This is a genomic window from Methylobacter sp. BlB1, assembly GCF_015476545.1.
Taxonomy (GTDB): domain Bacteria; phylum Pseudomonadota; class Gammaproteobacteria; order Methylococcales; family Methylomonadaceae; genus Methylobacter.
Genome location: NZ_JADMKV010000076.1, coordinates 1 through 18,541 on the forward strand (window position 1 = coordinate 1; position 18,541 = coordinate 18,541).

An 18,541-nucleotide genomic window follows, 5' to 3' on the forward strand; every position below is an offset into this window, starting at 1 on the left:
CAACGACAAAGTCCCTCGGTAATTAGTCCGTCAGTTTCCCTCGGTAATCACACTAATCCACATTATCAATCTCGAAAAAGATCCACTTCACCCGCGGATGAGACTCTTTGATCCGCCTTTCCATGGCATTGATTTCATCGACCGCATCGACCACGGCCATGTCGGGCGTCAGCTCGGCCTTGATTGTGACCATGACGCTGTTGCCGTGGTTGATCGCCCACAGGTTCAGGACTTGCCGCACGCAAGGTTGGCTTTCCAGATATTGTTTGACGTTGTCGCGGATGCCTTCGGCGCTCTCGCCCAGGATCAGCGAGTGCACTTCCCGGCCGACGATTGCCGCGACGGCGATCAATAGCAGGCCGATCAGCATGGAGCCTATGGCATCGAACGCGGTATTGCCGGTCATCATGGTCAGGCCCAGCATGACCATTGCAATGACGAGCCCAGCCAGGGCGGCGATATCTTCGCCGGTCACGACCATCAGTTCACTGGAGGATGTCTCCTGAAACCATTGCCACAGCGTGCGCTTGCCTTTTTCTTCCTCCAGGGCCGCCAGCGCGCCTTTCAGCGAGAACGATTCCAAACCGACCGCAATCAGCAAAATAAGAAACGCAACGCCGGCATTTTCGACTTCGTGCGGGTCCGTATAGCGCAGCCAGCCTTCATAGACGGAAAATACGCCGCCGACCGAGAATAAGGTAATCGCGACCATCATAGACCAGATATAAGCCTCGCGCTCGTATCCCATGGGGTGGCGTTGGGTGGCCTGTTTTTTCGAGCGCCGCATGCCGATCAATAGCAATATCTGATTGCCGGAGTCGGCCAGGGAATGGATCGCCTCGGCCAGCAGCGAGCCCGAGCCTGTCCAGAATGCGGCTGCCGCCTTGGCGACCGTGATACCGAGATTAGCGGCCAATGCATATAAAATGGCGGTGATTGAGCTGGAGTGTGACATGACTGTTGCCGGACGGGTTGGATTAAAAATACGGGATCATAAAGCAGCCGATGCGTCTGGGCGCTTAAAGGATTATTAAGTAAGTATAGGACGGATCGTAGCAAATAAAACTGAAATCCGGCAAATCGTTAAATCGCTTCTATTGGCTCTAGCCTGGAGGCTCAGGACATGCCGGCAGACTGCTTAACCGATAGCGTGGATCAGCCAGGCAAGCAGCTTGATCGTCAGCCAGGCGACGAGCCCGACTACGACAATAATGGAAGCGGCTATGAGCGCGATTGAAACGGTATCTCGCTGGACAGCGGCCTGCGGGGACTGAAAGTAACTGTTCAGCAACTGGATGTTTTTCCGGTTGGCTTTAAATGCGATATCGAAGATGTCGCCGAAAAACGGTATCGCTCCCAGCAGCGCGTCAAGTATGGCATTGACGCCCATGCGCATAAGCACAACGCGGGGGACTCCCATTCTGGCAGCCTGCCAGATGATATAAGTGGATAAAATCCCGCCCGTGGTATCGCCTATGCCGGGAATCAGGCCGATCAGGCTGTCGAGCCCCATCTGAAAGGAGGTGCCCGGAATGCGGAATGAATTGTCCAGCAGTCTGGCCAGCTGCTCCAATTGCTTCAATTTGTCCATTTATTGTATCTCCTGAACTGTGGCTAATTGTTTTTAGGGCGCAATATAGCTTGCCGATAAAAATAAACGCAGTCTGTACGATTGCGTACATAAACAACCGCTCTACAGGGCAGAATTGGGGACATCGGAAGGCCCCGGAACAAATTGCGGCATACCGGCATCAAAATCAAGCAGAGAGTCCTGCTCTACCCGATAATCAACGCTGCTGCGCAACGGCTTTTCAAGGCGACGCTATGACTTTATCGAAACTGACGACAACTCTGGTTCTGTGGCTGATTATGGTGGTGTTGCTGCTTATCATCGAACACTTCAGCGCGCCGCCATTCCTATGGGACAAAATTGTTCTTACCCATATCTCTAAACTCCGCAACCTCTGGCTGGACCGGCTGTTTCTGTTCTTTACTAATTTCGGATCGCTTTATTTGTTGCTGCCGGCGGCGGTTCTGATTCTGTGGTTTCTGGTCAGGGACGGTCATTGGGGCGAGGCATGGTTTCTGATTTTAAGCCTGGGCGGCGCCAGCCTTATTGCGCATTTGGCCAAATACCTGTTCCAGCGCGTCCGGCCGGATATATTTCCGTTTATCGGCACGATGCCTTTAAATGCCTCGTTTCCGAGCGCCCATACCGCACAGGTCATGGCTTTCGTGATCGCACTTTACCTGATCCTAAGGCGGCTCGATATGCAAAGGGCATTCTGGTTTCTCGTCATTGCGGCGCCGGTCGCTGTCATGGTCGCATTGTCGCGCCTTTATCTGCAGGTGCACTACCCCTCGGATGTCTTGGCAGGCCTGGTGCTGGCGTTGCTGTGGATCCTGGGCGTCGCACATCTTCTGAATACGATCGGCATCAGGGTCACTTGAGCCATGCGTCACAAATTCCTGGGCACGGGGCAGAGCGGTTATCATCCCCTGCAAAAATTCAAGATCATCCTTTCAGGGCTGCGCTACGCCATCCTGTATGATTTCAGCGTCGCTTACAAAGTCCTGCTGTCGATCGCTGTTCTGGCCGTATGCTTCTATTTTCGCCAGTGGATCGATTTCCTGTCGGTATTTTCGGCGACCGGCCTCATGCTTATCGCCGAAATGTTCAACACGACCATCGAGACCCTGTGCGATTTCGTCGAAAACCGGGAGAACCAGAAAATCAAAGTCATCAAAGACATTGCGGCGGCTGCGGCCGGCATCAGCATTCTGATCTGGATCGTGGTGATCGTATCGGAACTGGGCCGGCTATGGTTTGTGATCAGGCCGGGCTGATCAGCGCTGCGGCTGAGGAAAGCGGTCGATACGGCGCAGCGATGGAAACAGGCCGATCCACAACAGCGTGATGAGCAGCGTGGCGCCACCGCCGATGACCACGGCCGGCACCAGCCCGAACCAGGCGGCGGTAATGCCGGATTCGAATTCGCCCAGCTCGTTGGAGGCGCCGATAAACACGGAATTGACGGCGCTGACGCGGCCCCGGATCGCATCCGGCGTTTCAAGCTGCACGAGCAGGTGGCGGATGTAGACGCTGACCATGTCGCCGGCGCCCATCAGAAACAGCATCAGCAGCGACAGGTAAAAGTCTCTGGACAGGCCGAACACCACCGTCGCCAAGCCGAACAGCGCGACGCCGCCGAACATCCAGCGTCCGACCCTGCGCGTAATCGGCAGCCAGGCCAGCAGCACGGCCGTCGCCGCCGCGCCGACGGCCGGCGCCGTGCGCAGCAGGCCCAGGCCGTGCGGGCCGATATGCAGGATGTCGCGGGCATAGACCGGCAGCAATGCGACCGCGCCGCCGAACAGCACGGCAAACAGATCCAGCGAAATCGCGCCCAGTATGATCGGCTTGGCGCGCACGAAACGCAGGCCTTCCAACAGCGTATGCCAGGAAACCGGCTGCCGGCTTGCAGCCGCATTCCTGTCAGTGTGGATAAACAGCATCAGCAGCGCCGACAGCGCCAGAAGGCTGGCAACGACAGCGTAGACCGTTTCGGGCCCGGCCAGATACAGCAATCCGCCCAATGAGGGGCCTACGATCACGGCGACATGATACAGCGAGGAGTTCAGCGCCACGGCGTTGCCGAAACGCTCGGACGGCACCAGATTGATCACGATGGCCTGACTGGCCGGCATCATGAACGCGCGCGCCGAACCGTACAGCGCCATGACCGCAAACACCGGCCAGACTTCTTTCAGCCCTGCCAGAGAAAAGCCCAGCAACAGCAGGCCGCAGAGCATTTCCACAACAAAGCACAACGTGATGATCCGGTGCCGGTTCCAGTGATCCGCGGCCTGCCCCGCGATCAGGATCAGCACGGCGAAAGGCGCGAATTGCGACAGGCCGACCAGGCCCAGATCCATGACATCGCCGCTGAGCGCATAAATCTGCCAGCCCACGGCGACGAGTTGCATTTGCACGGCGATCGTGGCGAGCAGTTTTGCGCTCAGATACAGGGCGAAGTTACGATGACGCAGCGCGCCGAATCCGTTCAGGGATTTTGACATGAGGGTGACCTTAATAAAGCTGTATTCAAAAGCACGTACCGCAAGCGCAGGCACAAGAACGCATAAGTTTACCATCATGCGGCAAGTTGACCTTCAACTCGTACATCGCAAGGCCGGTTTAGCCTTTATTGAACATGCTTTGTAAAGGCTTACAGGATTGAGCCAGAAAAACCCCTATCTGATTCAAAGCCAACTTGTGCAAAATCGCGACTGTCTCACATTTTTGAGATTTAACTGTAGCTGACTCTCTTCTGTAACAAAATCGTCATATAGCACTGATAGAGTTTCGGCTCCCATGGAGCGGGGTTGTTCAGGACTAACCATGCTGGGGCAAGACAAATAATGACAAAAAACTTGAAAGTGGGGTTGCGGGGTTTTTCTGAAAAAAATGCCGAAAAAATCGAGAAAATTTTTCAAGCGACAGGAAACCGGGAGCGCACTTACACTATTGCAGAATTGACTGATCGAGCCGATCTGTTGATTGTCGATATCGATAATAAGGCGTTATCCGGCAGTGAAGCCCCTATAGATGCCGTGCATCCTGAAACCCCGGTCGTGACCGTCGGCCAGTCCGACAAACCCGAAGGCTCCGATTATCATATTAAAGGATTGTTGTTGGCGACCCGGGTCATTCGTGTACTCGACCAGGTCAAAATCCCTGCCGGAAACAGACAGGCCTTCGTCAACAGCGAACACCCCTCTGAAGCCAATAACTATGTGGCCGATGCCAGAGCCCCGCAGCACAAGACCTATGCTTATGCCGTTCTTGTCGTGGACGACAGCGAACTGATGCAGAAAACCATCGCGCTGGAACTGGGGAAAGCTTCTTTGCCGTTGAGCGTCGATTTCGCCGAGAGCGGCGAACGGGCCCTCGCCAAGGTGGCGGCAAGAACCTACGATTTCATTTTTCTCGATGTCATGATGCCGGGCATGGACGGTTACGAAACCTGCGGCCGGATCAGGAAAATCGCCGAGATGAAGAAAACACCGATCATCATGCTGTCGGCCAGGACTTCGCCGCTGGATGAAGTCAAAGGCGTCATGGCCGGCTGCACGAATTACATTACCAAGCCGATCAAGTCCGATGAATTCCAGAACATGCTGGACCGCATCATGAACTGGCTGAGCAATTACAAAAAACAATAAAAAGGGAGTCGCGATGGCGATTAGAAAAATTTTATGCGTCGACGACATGGTTGTCGAACTGAGCAATCTGAAAAACATCCTGACCGAGGCCGGATACGAAGTCATGACGGCGCACTCAGGCAAAGCCGCGATTGAGGCCATCGCAGTCAACGGCAAGCCCGACCTGATTTTCATGGATATCGTCATGCCGGAAGTCGATGGCTTCACGGCCTGCCGCAAACTGGCCAATGACGAGGCCACCCGGGATATCCCGGTGATCTTTCTGTCCAGCAAGGGCGAGCAGGCCGATAAAGTCTGGGCTCAATTGCAGGGAGGCAAGGCCTATATCACCAAGCCCTATCTGAAAAATGAGATTCTGGACCAGATAAAGGTATTCGAGCGGTGAGCGCGCTGCTCGAAGAAACCGAGGCCGGGCTACCGGATTCATACCTCGGCCCTACTGTTTCAGCCAATGCGGTTCAGGGCATGCAGCGCTATGGCTTCAGGATAGGCCCTTTAGGCTTTCTGTTTCCCGAACAGTGCCCCGGAGAGATCGTCATGAACCCGGAAATCCGGCCAATCCCGCATACCCGGAACTGGATGCCGGGCGTCATGGCGTTGCGCAGCAACCTGATTCCGGTTTTCGATCTGCATGCGCTGTTGCTCCAAGCGCCGGCCGATCTCAACAAGCCGATGGTGCTGGTCCTGGACCAAGGCAAGCAGGCGCTGGGTTTCGTGTTGAAAGTCTCGCCGCAGTGGCTGACGGCGCTCATGGAAACACCGGCAGCGGATGTGCCGGTACCCGATCTGATTGCCGCTCAGGTGAATAAAGTCTATCTGCAACAAGAGACAGTTTGGTTGGCCTTCAACCAAACGGAGTTTTTCACGTTTCTCGCTGAAAACGCGAAGTCCTGTTGACAATATCTGATTGAACAATAATCAAAAACATGAAAAATCTAAGTATACGACTCAAGCTTCACGGTGCCTTTCTGCTGATGTTGGCGGTCCTGGCCGTGCTAGGTTATTACGCCTTCGAACGCATGGATTCTTATTCCGAAGAAATGGCCAGAAGCAACGAGCAGGCCAATAAAATTGCGAATCTGTCTCTGGAGGCGACAGTCCTGTTCAAGAAACAGGTGCAGGAATGGAAAAACATGCTGATACGAGGCCATGTGCAAAAGGACTATGACAAATACAGCGCCCAGTTCGAGGACATGCGCCTGCAAACCCAAAACGCCGTCAAGCAACTGCGCCGACTCGCCGAGGGATATCCCGACATCATTAAGGCCGCCGACCAGTTTTTGGTCGAGCATGATCGTCTGACTGAACAGTACCATGCGGCGATTCCATTATTATTCATGAACAAAGACGGCCTCGGTTATCGTGATGTCGATGACAAGGTGCGCGGCATCGACCGCGCCCCGACGGATGCGATTCAGCATATTGCCGAACAGGCCCAGCGCTTGAAAATCCAGACCGCCAAAACGACGGAAGAATCGATAGCACAGTTTAAACAGGAAACAGCCACTCTCGGCCTGGCCCTGGTTTTTCTGCTGATCAGTCTGTATGTGGCGGTCGTCGAGTTCAGCGTCCTGAAACCGGTCCGGTTCCTGACGGCATTGGTGAACAAGATTTCCCAGGGTGACTACGAGGCGCGCGCCAAAGCCGTCGCCAAAGACGAAATCGGTATCCTGGCCCGCAGCTTCGACGCGCTGCTGGACGAGCGGGCCGAGAAGCTGGCCGCTTCGGAAAAGGCCAGAGCCGAGCTGAACAACTCGGTCATCGCCTTGCTGCAGTCAGTTGCCCGTCTGAGTCAGAGGGATCTGACCGTCAACATCCCGGTTTCCGAAGACATCACCGGCACATTGTCGGATGCGATCAACCTGCTGGCTCAGGAGACGGCATCGACGCTGAAGGACGTGAACCAGGTGTCGGAGCGCGTCAACCTGTCGTCCAGCAAGGTCAAAAGCCAGTCCGATGCCGTCATGGTTTTTGCCGAACAGGAACGGATGGAAACGGAGAAAATGCTTGAGGAGCTGAATTCGGCGGTGATGATGATGCTGAATGTCGCGCGCATTTCCCAGACCACGAACAACTCGTCCAAGGAGGCCATGCAGGCCACCGATACGGCGCTGCAGGCCGTGACCGACACCGTACAGAGCATCAACAAGATCCGCGAGATCATTCGCGAGATCGAAAAGCGGGTCAAGCGGCTTGGCGAGCGCTCGCAGGAAATCGCCGGCGCCGTCAACATCATCAACGAAATCGCCGAGCGCACGCACGTGCTGGCCCTGAATGCCGGCATGCAGGCCGCGCAGGCCGGTGAAGCGGGACGGGGCTTCATGGTTGTCGCGAACGAGGTGCAGCGGCTGGCGGAAAGCTCGCGCGAAGCGACCGGCCAGATCTCGCTGCTGGTGAAAAACATTCAGGTCGACACGGCCGACGCCGTCAACACGATGAACGACGTGATCACTCAGGTCGTTGAAGGTACGAGACTGGCCGAAGAGGCGGGCGACCGGATGAAAGACACGCGTAACGTGACTGTGAAGCTGGTCGAGTATGTACACGACATCGCCGACAAAGCCATGAAGCAGGTCAAACTGGGGCAGATCCTGAAAGAACGCGCCACAGTGATTCAGCAAAGCACGAAGAAAACCCATATTCAGCTACAGGCGCAGTCACAACTTTCAGAAGGACTTGTCAATGACGCCGAGACACTGCTGAAAAAAGTCCGCGTGTTCAGACTGCCTGCCTGATAGCGAGCCTACTGTATGTCGCAAGATTCAATGAGCGTGTTGGAACCATTCAGATCAACGCTGGATCAGCTCGATCTTCAACTGGAGGAACTGCTGGCGGCCAACAGCGATGAAAGCCGCCAGGAACTGGCCGAGCAGCTTAGCGAAGGCTGGCAAATCCTGGCCGAGCAGCTTGTTGAAGCCGGCACGCCGGCCCTGATGGACCTGATCGCTTTATATGCCGAAAACCTGGATCTCTTGTTTGCAAGCCGTGAAAACAGATTGTCCGCGTCGGAGCAGGCCCTGTTACAGCGTTGGCATGAAGCCTGTCGTCACTATCTGCAGGCGCCGGTTGATGAAAAAGTTATTGTCGCCTGGGTTTCGTTGCTTCAAGACCCTATATGGCAAGAGCCTTTGAATGAGGACGATGCGATCGAGCTGATCAATGGCCTGATCGAATTCGCGGGCTCTACGGCAGAAGCCCCGGCTGTGCCGTTATCAGAAGAAATCGAGCTCCAGGCTGATGACGAGCCGTTCATAGAGCCGCTGGCCGACAGGCCGGTCGAGCCGGTAGACCTGGCGCTGGTGCATATGATCAGCGAGGTATTCGGCAAAGTCGCCGATGACCTGACCCATACGCTGGCCAAATTTAATTGCGCATCGCTGACCGAATATCAGCAGTCCTTGAGCGCCAACGATTTTTTGCTGGAAAATATCAACAAAGCCTGCGAAACGGTGGGTCTGTTCGGTCTGAGCTATGTATTCAGAAGGCTCTGGCTGAATGTCGTCGCCAAGGCCGCTGACGACCATGACTACGACGCGGAATGCAATCTTTTCGGCATAGCGCTGATACTGATTCAGGAGTATCTGACCGACATCGGTAACGATACCCACTGCAGCGCACTGGTCCGGCATCTGCATGAGCCGGGTTGGCGCCGGCCGCTGCCGGATGCGATGCAGGGCCGGTTATTCGAGGCGCTTAACGTGCCCGTGACCGATTCCGCCACGCAGCGCGCCAGTCTCGAAAGAACCATCGCCGGGCCGGATGACGTATCGCTGGCGATACCCGGCGATGTCGACGGCGAACTGGTGCAGGCCTTGCTGCACGAATTGCCGGTTTTGACGGAAAACTTCTCGGCGGCCATTCAGGCCATTATCGGCGCCGATGCCTCACAGGCGCGGCTATTGGAGGCGCAACGCATCGCCCATACCCTGAAAGGGGCCTGCAACACGATCGGCGTTCACGGCATCGCCAATCTGACGCACAGCCTTGAAGCGATTCTGGAGGCGCTCAACACGGAACAGGCGCTGCCCGGTCGAGAGCTCGGGGCTGTGCTGCTCGATGCGGCCGATTGTCTGGCCGCCATGTCCGAATGCCTGCAAGGGCAGGGCGCCGCGCCGGAACAGGCCCTGGCCATTTTGCAACAGGTTCTGGACTGGGATTACCGGATCAAGAAAGAAGGCTTGACCGGCCTGGATGTTTCGGATGAAGCCCCCAAAGCGGATGTGCCGGCGGGAACGGAAAATACTGGCCAGGATGACGATCGGGCCAAGGCCAAGACGAACATTCCGTCGGCCATGCTCGATCAGATCATCGAAGCGGCCGCCGAAGCGGGCAGTATCGGCGAGCGGGTGCATGACAAGATCGGCAGCTTGCTGACCGGCAGCGACGAAGTCCGCGAACTGACCTGGCGGCTCAGCGAACTGGTCGCCGAGATGGACCGGCTGGTCAATATCCAGAGCGTGACGGCCAGGGACAGCCGTGGCAGCCAGGTCTTCGATGCGCTGGAACTGGAGCAGTACAGCGAAGTGCATACCTGTCTCAGTCGTCTGGCCGAAGCCGCGGCCGATGTGCGCGAACAGAACGCGCAGATGCACCGGCAATTGCTCGACGGCAAGAATCTCCTGATCGAACAGCGCACCGTGCAGAAAGAGCATCTGGAGCGCGTCCAGAACCTGCGGCTGGTGCCCGTGCAGCGGATCGTTCCGCGCTGCCAGCGCATCGTCAGGCAGACCTCCAGAATGACCGGCAAGGACGTCGAGCTGCAAATCAGCGGCGAAAATACCCTGATCGACAGCGAAATCCTGAATGGGCTGACCGATGCCTTGATGCATCTGCTGCGTAATGCCGTCGATCACGGCATCGAAGCGCCGGAAAGCCGCGTGCAAGCCGGCAAGCCCGGGCAGGGCGCTATACGGCTGAGTTTTGCTAACGACCGTAACGCGCTCACTATCAGCTGCGAGGATGACGGCTGCGGCCTTGATACGGCCAAAATAGGGGCGACAGCGCAGGCCAGGGGCTGGGTCACGGATCAGCAGGCGTTATCGGACGAGCAGATACACCGGCTGATTTTCCGCCCCGGCTTCTCGACCAAGGAGCAGGTCAGCCATGTGTCCGGGCGCGGCATCGGCATGGATGCCATCCAGGCACAGGTCGCGAGCATGAACGGCGTCATGGATCTGGCCTCGAAGCCTGGTTGCGGTCTGTCCGTAACCATAAACGTGCCCTCCAACCGCTATGACGCGCCGATGATTCTGGTCAAAACAGGCGGGCAGACCTTCGCGGTGTCGGAACACGGCATCGGGCACATTTTCTGCGCACTGGACGGCAGCTTGTCGGTCGAGGCGGATGGCTCTCTCCACTATCAGGTCGAGGAGCACCGCTACGCGGCCGATACGCTGGATAACCTGCTCGGGCTGGGCGGCAAAAACCGGATGCCCGACAAGGCGGCCGGCCTGCTTTTCAAGGCCCGCAACGGTTCCGAACAGGTTGTGCTGGTCGATCAGGTCGTCGGTTACCAAAACTTGATGATCCGATCTTTCGGCGATTACCTGAAAGGGGTTTTCGGCGTTCTGGGCGGCGTAATGCTGGGCAGCGGCCAGATCGCGCCGGTCGTTGATCTGTTCGAGCTTATTTCCGATGCCGAAAGGCGCGCGAATGCCGATCAGTTCACAGCGCTGACGCCCGCCAGACCGCGTGCGGCAAAAACGCTGGCGCTGGTTGTCGACGATTCACTGTCCGCCAGAAAGGCTACTGTGCAATTACTGAAGGATGCCGGGTTCGAGGTACAGACCGCCATAGACGGGCTCGATGCGATTGAAAAAATCGAGGCCCGAAAACCCGATATCATTCTGTCGGACCTGGAAATGCCGAGAATGAACGGCATCGAACTGACCCGCTATTTAAGAACGATGCCGGACCTGAAGGCTATCCCGCTGATCATGATTACTTCCCGTTCCAGCGAAAAACATCGCGATCAGGCCGATAACGCCGGCGTGACGCTGTACTTGACCAAGCCGTTCAGCGAGGACGATCTGATCGTCAAGCTAAACGGCCTGCTGGCGCGAAAATTGATTCAGGCGGCATGATAAGGGAAAAATGCTGCGCTTCTCTTGACGTTCGGCTGCGGCGCTTTAATGATTAAGGCATTTGCGGGGCCGCAAGCGCCTGCTCGCAGACACCGAGCGCACCAGCTACGCGAGTAATGAATGTTTATTCCCAGCCAACCGGTTCGTACCCGCGCTCCTGAAGACATCTGTTTACGAAGTTTACATAAGCAGGATTGCTATGCGGCTTGCCGAATATCCAGTTCAGCAGTCCGGCGGTCGCGCCAGTGGCCGCTCCGATCGCCGCCCCAGAGCCCGCTGAGCCTACCACAGCGCCTCCCACGGCGCCTGCTGCAGCGCCGATGGCAGTGCCCCCGGCAGCCCTGGCAGCCGCATCTCCAGCGCCGCTGCTGGAATCGGCTCCGGCCGCCTCTGCCAGATGCATGCAGTTCGCGATATCACCGTTCGCGACCGTTGGGCCGACGGAGTTGTAATATTCATTGGGATAAAGAACCGGGCGAGTCGATGCGCAGCCTTCCACTGTCAGGGCAGCGACAAGGATCAAAAAAATCTTGAACATGAGAATCTCCTATTTCAGAGGATAATTGGGGAAACGATCTTGTGCCGAACGCCGGAACTGCAGCTCGGCCTTTTATCCGTCCGGCTCGATTCCGGTATAGCGCCAGGACAGTGCCAATGCTACACCATCACCTGCGGTAACACCTATTGCTTTGCTATGAGTTGCGAAACCTTCAGGCCAAGTAAAAAATACCTCCCTGGCTTTCTGGTGCGCGTCGATGCCTCCTGGATGCGTTGCCGCAGGCGCCAAGCACCAGTATCTCAAGGATATGACAGGCGGAAACCACAGAAAATCCTTAGGTTCTGATGTTATGCACGAATCGACCTAAGTTCTGTTTTATCGGATCTGTAATGTAGGGTCGAATTCATTTATGCCCTTCGGGTACTTGTGCCTTTCAGGGGATTCGATCCGGAACGACCGAGATATGCAGACTGCGCGAATACCCGCAAGGGACGCCAGTGAATTCGACCCTACAACTACGTAACATCAGTTACACATCTTAAGTGTTAGAATGATTGTATTGAAACGCCATTCCAAGATCGGAATGGTCGGTTTTATAGACATTCATATAAATCAATTCACCGGCTTATTTGTTCGACCTGGATGATATAAACTGTAAAATCACGCAGGGAACAGCCCACTCAAGGAACAATCAATGCGAAGGACAAAAATACTGGCCATCAGCGGCAGCCTGCGCAAGGCGTCGTTGAATACCGCGCTGCTGCGCGCCGTTTCGAAACTGGCGCCGGCGGATGTCCGGATTGAGCTCTACAACGGCATGGATAAGCTGCCTTTGTTTAACCCGGACATCGAAGCCATCGATCCGCCAGCGGTAGCGGATTTGCGCAATCGCCTGCTCGGCGCAGACGGGGTGCTGATAGCGAGCCCGGAGTACGCGCATGGCGTCACCGGCGTCATGAAAAATGCCCTGGACTGGATGGTGGGCTGCGAGGCCTTCGTAAACAAGCCCGTCGCATTGCTCAATGCTTCGCCGCGGGCAACTCACGCACAGGCCGCCCTGAAGGAGACAATCACCGTGATGTCCGCCAGAATCATCGATGAGGCATCTATTACCGTGCCGATTCTCGGTTCGAAACTTGATGAGCTAGAGATTGTCTCAGATCCCGAAATTTCCGCCGCGCTGCATGAAGCTGTTCTGGCTTTCCGGCGCGCAATAGCGTTTCATCGGGCTGAAGACTGCAAAGGCTAAGGACGTTTGCCCGCTTGCAGGTTTTGTAAAAACACGCCGCTGCTGAAGCGGAAATCAGGATTTTCATTGGATAACCATCAACAGGAGAGTTATGAACAACATTACGATTCACCAGGCTGCTGCGTCGGATATTGACGCGCTTGCGCCTTTGTTTGACAGCTATCGGCAATTCTATGGCCGCGAGAGCGATATTCGTGCCGCGCGCGAGTTTCTATTGGCCCGTTTCAATCATGGCGAGTCGGCCGTGTTTATCGCTCATGATGCGAACGTTCCCATCGGGTTCGCTCAGCTTTATCCGAGCTTTTCGTCTGTCTCGCTTGCCAGAACCTTTGTGCTCAATGATCTTTTTGTGCGCGAGAGCAGTCGCCGTAAAGGCGTTGCTTCCTTACTGCTGGCAGCGGCGGTGGAATTCGGCAAATCATTGGCTGCGGCGCGCCTTTCGCTGTCAACGGCGATAAGCAACGACACGGCGCAAGCGCTATATCAATCGGCCGGTTGGCGGCGTGATGAACAGTTTTTTGTCTATCACTATGCCATTCCGGCTCAATAATACTGGAGGCTACCGCTACCGGTAGCAAGGAATGAAAATGAAGGGTAGTTGTTTATGCGGGACCATTAAATACGAAATCGAAAGCATTGACATGCCTGTCGGCCACTGTCATTGCCAGACTTGCCGAAAGGCGCACGCAGCGCCGTTTGCCTCCACCGCTGGCGTAAAGCGCAAGCACTTCCGTTGGCTGCAGGGTGAGAACAGGCTTTCATCCTTCATGTCGTCTCCGGGCAAGCTGCGCCATTTTTGTTCCGTGTGCGGTTCCCATCTGGTCGCCGAACGTTTAGGCCAGCCTCATGTGATCGTTCGCATTGCGACGCTTGATGAGGACCCGGGCATCAAATCTTCGATGCACATCTGGACATCGCATGATGTCCCATGGCTTGAATACGAAGATATGCCGGCTTATGCGGAATGGCAGCCGGGACGGTGAGGCGCTGACCAGAAAGTAACGGCTCCAAATGACCTCGAGAAGCGCGCCAATCGCGAAGCGACGCGCCGGCAGCCTCTTGCCTGTTAGTGCGCCTTTACCGCCTCCATAGTCGCTTGCTCGAGAGCATGCCGTCGGTGCGCTGGGTGCACTAAAAGGCTTGAGCACTCGCTGGAAGCCTGTCGATTCGGCGACATGCCCCGTTATCGAGCTTACCGCGTTTCCAGATGAAGTCTGAGTCGACTTGGGCGGTATGGCGCTGCTTATAGTCGGGCACCTGCACGCATCGGCACGTGGCATCCTCCAGCTTGGCGTTAACCAGCAAGTATTCTGGCACCACTGAGTCGGCCAAGATGGAGCCTGTCGTCATGGGGGGCGTTACACCGTTGGCAGAACTGCCCCGGACAGCGAAGCCTAGACCGGTGAATGCCGGAAATATGCCGTAGTCCGTGCGCAGGGAGTCGGCGCTTTCCGGGGTGTCATACAAATGGGACGCAAGCTCCGCCATCTCTCTCACGCCATCTATATAGACATCTTGCGGCACATCTTCGTATTGTCTTGCCACGTTGCAGATCTGTTGCTCGCCAGGATTGAGGTTCGGGGAAGCGCAGTTGCCAGTTGGTCCGCCAAGATCACCGGCAATGGCAGGTAGTACATTGGGCCATGTGGCGAGCAGCGGGTTGACGACCTGTCTTTGTTCAGGCGTCGGCCGGCAGCGCATTACCACCAGATCCTGACCATCCCGGTAGAAGTTGCCTATGAAGTCCAGGAAACCGTCCACTGTCGCGGGCGGCTTGAAAAACGTAGCGGCAGTGAAAAAAGCACGTTTGCCCAGCGTGATCGATGTCACAGCTGTTCCAGGCGGCACCCAAACCAGGCGAAGAAAATCATTGTAACCATCGGCACGCGAATCCTTCGTAATGTCGGCGGCGTTGGCATGATCGCGGCGTCTCTTGGCAGCGCCGGCCGACATCAGATCTCCCGCGCTAAGGATGGTATCTTGGTTAGGCAAATCACCGATTTCTTGCATCTCATTTGCTGCAAGTGAGTGATTCATTATTACCATGATCAGCGTTGAGATTAACAAGAAAACGGACTTCAGTAACGGATGGGTTGGCATGGTTCGCTCCTCTGACATTTAGCGCTCGAAATAATTGACATTAAAATCAGTTAATTGAAGAGTCAGGGCTATATACCTGTTTTGCAGGGCGAATGGCTATTCGTACGACCGCTTATTCCGTTTGCTGAAACTCCATTGAATCAATCATTTCCTGTCAGGGAATGTGTTGAACATAGTGAAGCGCACTGACTGTGAGGGGCATATTTTTCACCGGCAACATCCTACATGACACAACAACGGGCCGGATTTGGCCAGTCAATCAAACAGGCAAAAATCGACCTTTGTCAGTCGCTCTACCGATATTTCCGGAGGTCCGCATATTATTTATTATTTCAAAGCAGGCATACAAAGTTAGTGTTCATCAAAGCTCAAAATCCAATGGACTCTTAGCCTGCTTAATTGTGGCGCTTTGCACAGCATGAGCATAGATCATCATGGTTTTTAGAGCTAAATCAGGAGGAATTGCCAACATCGTCATGATCTCTGGAACTGGATATCATGAAATTTCAGGGTGATATAAGTTAGCTAACTTGACTAACATCATAAATTAGTCAACTAACATCATAAATTGGTTGATTACAGAAAAAAAGCAGCGTAGATATGCGGAAACCATATAATTTTGTTCGGCGGCGAAGGGCACGAGGGCGGCCATGAAGATCGTGACGCGCCGTCGAGGTAGAGCCCATCAACGCCGTATACCTTCACATTATCAGCGTCAATCCGCTGTTCACGAACTGCAAGAGGAGGAGCCCATGACTACAACGAATCCTATCCTCGAGCCCGAGGCTCAGAAGTTCGCCGACCTCACCGCCAAGCCGCCGTTCCTCTACGAGCTCGGCCCGGAAGGTGCGCGCAAGGTGCTCGACGACATCCAGGCCGCGCCGATCGAAAAACCTGATGTCGCAGAGGAGTGGATCACTGTCCCGGCCGAGGTCGGTGACGTGCGGGTGCGCATCGTGAAGCCGGTCCACGCGCCGGCCGTCGTGCCCGTGGTCCTTTACGTGCACGGAGGAGGCTGGATCCTGGGCAATGCCGGCACTCACGATCGGCTCGTTCGCGAGCTTGCCGTGGGCGCCGAGACCGCTGTCGCTTTCGTCGAGTATGATCGCTCGCCTGAGGCTCGCCATCCCGTCGCGATCGAGCAGGCGTATGCGACAGCGCGCTGGATCGTGGCGCAGGGCGCGCGAAGGGGCCTTGATGCGAGCCGCTTCGCCGTCGCCGGCGATTCGGTCGGCGGCAACATGGCCGCGGTGCTGGCGATCCTCGCGAAGCAGCGTGGCGACGTGCACTTCGTGCACCAGTCACTCTACTATCCCGTGACCGATGCGGCGCAAGACAGTGCCAGCTACCGGGAATTCGCGGACGGTCCCTTCCTCACCGAGAAGGCGATGGCCTGGTTCTGGGACGCGTACCTTCCGCAGCGCGACCAGCGGGGCGACATCACGGCATCGCCGCTGCGCGCATCGCGCGAGCAGCTCGCCGGATTGCCGCCGGCGCTGGTCATCGTCGACGAGAACGACGTGCTCCGTGACGAGGGCGAGGCGTATGCACGGCAGCTCATCCAGGCCGGCGTGCCGACGACGAGCGTTCGCTATAACGCCATCATACACGACTTCATGATGCTGAATCCCGTCCGAGCCACGCAGGCTGCGACAGCGGCCATCGAACAGGCGATCCACGCCCTGCGCAAGGCGCTCCTGACCTGACCGAACCCTCGGTGCCGACGCCGATGCCTACCGTCGCCGGCGAGCCGAGCGGGTCTGGGGCGTTGGGCATGAGTTCCACTGGAGTGGAAAGGAGGTACGCCAGCAACAGCAGTCATTGGCACAATAGCGTTTGAAATTCCTATACTCATCGACAAGGGAGGCAGACCATGAAGATCGTCGTCATCGGCGGCACAGGCCTGATCGGCTCGAAGATCGTCGCCATTCTGCGTCAGGGCGGCCATGAGGTCGTCGCCGCCTCGCCCAAAAGCGGCGTCAACACCATAACCGGCGAGGGCCTCAAAGAGGCCGTGACCGGCACGCAGGTGGTGATTGACCTCGCCAATTCACCCTCATTTGAAGACAAGGCGGTGCTGGAATTCTTCGAGACCTCCGGCCGCAACCTTCTCGCGGCGGAAGCCGCAGCCGGCGTTCGGCACCATGTCGCGCTATCCATCGTCGGAACCGACCGGACGCCCGACAATGGCTATTTCCGCGCCAAGGTCGCCCAAGAGAAACTGATCGAGACCTCCGGCATCCCCTACACCATCATTCGCTCGACCCAGTTCATGGAATTCCTAGGCGGCATCGCCGCTTCAAGTACGGATGGAAATGTCGTCAGGCTTTCGCCCGGCCTGTTTCAGCCCATCGCGGCGGACGACGTTGCTGCCATCGTCGCCGAAGTGGCACTCGCGGCGCCGCGAAACGGCATCGTCGAGATCGCCGGCCCGGAACGAGCCCCGTTCAACGAAATCGTCGCCCGCTATCTGAAGGCGGTCGGCGACCCGCGTGAGGTTGTGAGTGACCCCGAGGCCCGCTACTTCGGCGGCCGGGTTGAGGAGCACTCGCTCGTGCCGTTGGGCGAAGCACGCCTCGGCCGCATCGGTTTCGATGAATGGCTCCGCCGCTCAGAGGCAAGAGCCTGATCCTGCATTCACCAACCGAAGGAGAGTACTCCATGAAACGCATCCTCTGTTCGCTGCTCTTCGCCACCCTGCCATCCGGCAGCGTCCTCGCCGAGGCGCCGAAGTCGAAGAACGCCAAGGTGACCCTGGTCTACCAGCACGAGCTGCCAAACGTTCCCGGCAAGAGTATCAAGGGCGTGCTCGTCGAATACGGCCCGGGCGGCTACTCGCCTGGTCATACGCATGCCAAATCCGCCTTCATCTACGCGACCGTGCTTGAGGGAGCGATCCGCAGTCAGGTCAACGACGGACCGGTGATGACCTACGAGGCCGGACAGAACTTCTCCGAGCTGCCCGGCGACCGCCACGGTGTCAGCGCCAATGCCAGCGAGACGAAGCCGGCCAAGCTCCTCGCGGTATTCGTGGTGGACACGAACGAGACGGAACTAACGATCCCATTTGGGAACTGAGGTCTTACCTGGAAAATTCGTAAGTGTTCGCCCCTCCCCGGTTTTCAACAGAAATCGATTCTAAGTGACTGCGAGAAGAATGGGTGTCAGATCTTGCATTCGTGCGTCCGGCCTAACAATCTGCGCAACCTGCCGCGCGGCAGGTTGCGGGTGTTTCATTCAGTCCTCCCAGTGCGCCGGTTAGCATTGTAGTTGAGCGAACAATTTGTGACTTATAGCTGCCATTAGAAACTACTGTCGACAGGCTGGAAATGGCACTTATGCAAAGCTTTGCATAAGTGCCATTATGTGAAGTTTCCTTTTATG

Annotated in this window: 18 protein-coding genes; 13 read left to right on the forward strand and 5 right to left on the reverse strand. The window is 56.5% G+C overall.

The window, feature by feature from the left end; translation table 11 throughout:
- Window positions 1-52: 52 nt before the first annotated feature.
- On the reverse strand, window positions 53-955 hold the full coding sequence (locus IT781_RS19350) for a cation diffusion facilitator family transporter (RefSeq protein ID WP_194971822.1): 903 nt from the start codon (window positions 953-955) through the stop codon (window positions 53-55).
- A 183-nt stretch (window positions 956-1,138) separates the two neighbouring features.
- Window positions 1,139-1,591, reverse strand: a complete 453-nt coding sequence (locus IT781_RS19355; protein WP_194971823.1) for a DUF4112 domain-containing protein — start codon at window positions 1,589-1,591, stop codon at window positions 1,139-1,141.
- A gap of 233 nt (window positions 1,592-1,824) precedes the next feature.
- On the opposite strand from IT781_RS19355, the gene IT781_RS19360 reads away from it, so the two are divergent.
- Both IT781_RS19360 and IT781_RS19365 read left to right on the forward strand, forming a co-directional pair.
- Window positions 1,825-2,451 carry a phosphatase PAP2 family protein gene (locus tag IT781_RS19360; RefSeq protein ID WP_194971824.1) on the forward strand — a complete coding sequence of 209 codons (627 nt, stop codon included), beginning with the start codon at window positions 1,825-1,827 and terminating at the stop codon, window positions 2,449-2,451.
- A gap of 3 nt (window positions 2,452-2,454) precedes the next feature.
- Window positions 2,455-2,847, forward strand: coding sequence for a diacylglycerol kinase (locus tag IT781_RS19365; RefSeq protein ID WP_194971825.1), 393 nt, complete (start codon window positions 2,455-2,457; stop codon window positions 2,845-2,847).
- Here the strand turns inward: IT781_RS19365 and IT781_RS19370 are convergent, their stop codons facing one another.
- On the reverse strand, window positions 2,848-4,158 hold the full coding sequence (locus tag IT781_RS19370) for an MFS transporter (RefSeq protein WP_228779285.1): 1,311 nt from the start codon (window positions 4,156-4,158) through the stop codon (window positions 2,848-2,850).
- 264 nt (window positions 4,159-4,422) lie between these two features.
- Between IT781_RS19370 and IT781_RS19375 the strand changes: the two genes are divergently transcribed.
- Genes IT781_RS19375 through IT781_RS19395 form a run of 5 tightly spaced genes read left to right on the forward strand, consistent with a single transcriptional unit; the run spans window position 4,423 to window position 11,309 of the window.
- Window positions 4,423-5,226, forward strand: a complete 804-nt coding sequence (locus IT781_RS19375) for a PleD family two-component system response regulator (RefSeq protein ID WP_194971826.1) — start codon at window positions 4,423-4,425, stop codon at window positions 5,224-5,226.
- Between the two features lie 13 nt (window positions 5,227-5,239).
- Window positions 5,240-5,611 (forward strand): PleD family two-component system response regulator, encoded by a 372-nt coding sequence (locus IT781_RS19380; RefSeq protein WP_194971827.1) that lies wholly within the window; start codon window positions 5,240-5,242, stop codon window positions 5,609-5,611.
- Complete coding sequence (locus tag IT781_RS19385; RefSeq protein WP_194971828.1) at window positions 5,608-6,123, forward strand: chemotaxis protein CheW; 516 nt, start codon at window positions 5,608-5,610, stop codon at window positions 6,121-6,123. Before IT781_RS19380 ends, IT781_RS19385 begins: the two co-directional genes overlap by 4 nt.
- Window positions 6,124-6,152: 29 nt before the next feature.
- Window positions 6,153-7,961: a methyl-accepting chemotaxis protein gene (locus IT781_RS19390; RefSeq protein WP_194971829.1), complete on the forward strand. Its 1,809-nt coding sequence runs from the start codon at window positions 6,153-6,155 to the stop codon at window positions 7,959-7,961.
- Between the two features lie 30 nt (window positions 7,962-7,991).
- Window positions 7,992-11,309, forward strand: coding sequence for a response regulator (locus IT781_RS19395; protein WP_194971830.1), 3,318 nt, complete (start codon window positions 7,992-7,994; stop codon window positions 11,307-11,309).
- A gap of 124 nt (window positions 11,310-11,433) precedes the next feature.
- Here the strand turns inward: IT781_RS19395 and IT781_RS19400 are convergent, their stop codons facing one another.
- The gene (locus IT781_RS19400) at window positions 11,434-11,847 is read right to left on the reverse strand and encodes a glycine zipper family protein (RefSeq protein WP_194971831.1); all 414 of its coding nucleotides are present in this window, start codon (window positions 11,845-11,847) and stop codon (window positions 11,434-11,436) included.
- A gap of 655 nt (window positions 11,848-12,502) precedes the next feature.
- On the opposite strand from IT781_RS19400, the gene IT781_RS19405 reads away from it, so the two are divergent.
- From IT781_RS19405 to IT781_RS19415, 3 genes are all read left to right on the forward strand, one after another.
- Window positions 12,503-13,057, forward strand: coding sequence for an NADPH-dependent FMN reductase (locus IT781_RS19405; protein WP_194971832.1), 555 nt, complete (start codon window positions 12,503-12,505; stop codon window positions 13,055-13,057).
- Between the two features lie 91 nt (window positions 13,058-13,148).
- Window positions 13,149-13,607 (forward strand): GNAT family N-acetyltransferase, encoded by a 459-nt coding sequence (locus IT781_RS19410; RefSeq protein ID WP_194971833.1) that lies wholly within the window; start codon window positions 13,149-13,151, stop codon window positions 13,605-13,607.
- 37 nt (window positions 13,608-13,644) lie between these two features.
- Window positions 13,645-14,040, forward strand: a complete 396-nt coding sequence (locus tag IT781_RS19415; protein ID WP_194971834.1) for a GFA family protein — start codon at window positions 13,645-13,647, stop codon at window positions 14,038-14,040.
- Window positions 14,041-14,188: 148 nt separating this feature from the next.
- Here the strand turns inward: IT781_RS19415 and IT781_RS19420 are convergent, their stop codons facing one another.
- A complete protein-coding gene (locus IT781_RS19420) occupies window positions 14,189-15,049 on the reverse strand; it encodes a hypothetical protein (protein WP_194971835.1) in 861 nt (286 codons plus the stop codon).
- Window positions 15,050-15,909: 860 nt separating this feature from the next.
- Between IT781_RS19420 and IT781_RS19425 the strand changes: the two genes are divergently transcribed.
- The 3 genes from IT781_RS19425 (at window position 15,910) to IT781_RS19435 (ending at window position 18,235) form a co-directional block, all read left to right on the forward strand.
- Complete coding sequence (locus IT781_RS19425) at window positions 15,910-16,863, forward strand: alpha/beta hydrolase (protein WP_194971836.1); 954 nt, start codon at window positions 15,910-15,912, stop codon at window positions 16,861-16,863.
- Between the two features lie 167 nt (window positions 16,864-17,030).
- Entirely contained in the window at window positions 17,031-17,786 is a 756-nt protein-coding gene (locus IT781_RS19430; RefSeq protein ID WP_194971837.1) for an SDR family oxidoreductase, read from the forward strand.
- 32 nt (window positions 17,787-17,818) lie between these two features.
- Window positions 17,819-18,235, forward strand: a complete 417-nt coding sequence (locus tag IT781_RS19435) for a cupin domain-containing protein (protein ID WP_194971838.1) — start codon at window positions 17,819-17,821, stop codon at window positions 18,233-18,235.
- Window positions 18,236-18,541: the final 306 nt, after the last annotated feature.

Bases quoted from the DNA above. Each gene is read 5' to 3' on its own strand.
- IT781_RS19350 (WP_194971822.1), bottom strand. From the start codon at position 955: ATGTCACACTCCAGCTCAATCACCGCCATTTTATATGCATTGGCCGCT.
- IT781_RS19355 (WP_194971823.1), bottom strand. From the start codon at position 1,591: ATGGACAAATTGAAGCAATTGGAGCAGCTGGCCAGACTGCTGGACAAT.
- IT781_RS19360 (WP_194971824.1), top strand. From the start codon at position 1,825: ATGACTTTATCGAAACTGACGACAACTCTGGTTCTGTGGCTGATTATG.
- IT781_RS19365 (WP_194971825.1), top strand. From the start codon at position 2,455: ATGCGTCACAAATTCCTGGGCACGGGGCAGAGCGGTTATCATCCCCTG.
- IT781_RS19370 (WP_228779285.1), bottom strand. From the start codon at position 4,158: ATGATGGTAAACTTATGCGTTCTTGTGCCTGCGCTTGCGGTACGTGCT.
- IT781_RS19375 (WP_194971826.1), top strand. From the start codon at position 4,423: ATGACAAAAAACTTGAAAGTGGGGTTGCGGGGTTTTTCTGAAAAAAAT.
- IT781_RS19380 (WP_194971827.1), top strand. From the start codon at position 5,240: ATGGCGATTAGAAAAATTTTATGCGTCGACGACATGGTTGTCGAACTG.
- IT781_RS19390 (WP_194971829.1), top strand. From the start codon at position 6,153: ATGAAAAATCTAAGTATACGACTCAAGCTTCACGGTGCCTTTCTGCTG.
- IT781_RS19395 (WP_194971830.1), top strand. From the start codon at position 7,992: ATGAGCGTGTTGGAACCATTCAGATCAACGCTGGATCAGCTCGATCTT.
- IT781_RS19400 (WP_194971831.1), bottom strand. From the start codon at position 11,847: ATGTTCAAGATTTTTTTGATCCTTGTCGCTGCCCTGACAGTGGAAGGC.
- IT781_RS19405 (WP_194971832.1), top strand. From the start codon at position 12,503: ATGCGAAGGACAAAAATACTGGCCATCAGCGGCAGCCTGCGCAAGGCG.
- IT781_RS19410 (WP_194971833.1), top strand. From the start codon at position 13,149: ATGAACAACATTACGATTCACCAGGCTGCTGCGTCGGATATTGACGCG.
- IT781_RS19415 (WP_194971834.1), top strand. From the start codon at position 13,645: ATGAAGGGTAGTTGTTTATGCGGGACCATTAAATACGAAATCGAAAGC.
- IT781_RS19425 (WP_194971836.1), top strand. From the start codon at position 15,910: ATGACTACAACGAATCCTATCCTCGAGCCCGAGGCTCAGAAGTTCGCC.
- IT781_RS19430 (WP_194971837.1), top strand. From the start codon at position 17,031: ATGAAGATCGTCGTCATCGGCGGCACAGGCCTGATCGGCTCGAAGATC.
- IT781_RS19435 (WP_194971838.1), top strand. From the start codon at position 17,819: ATGAAACGCATCCTCTGTTCGCTGCTCTTCGCCACCCTGCCATCCGGC.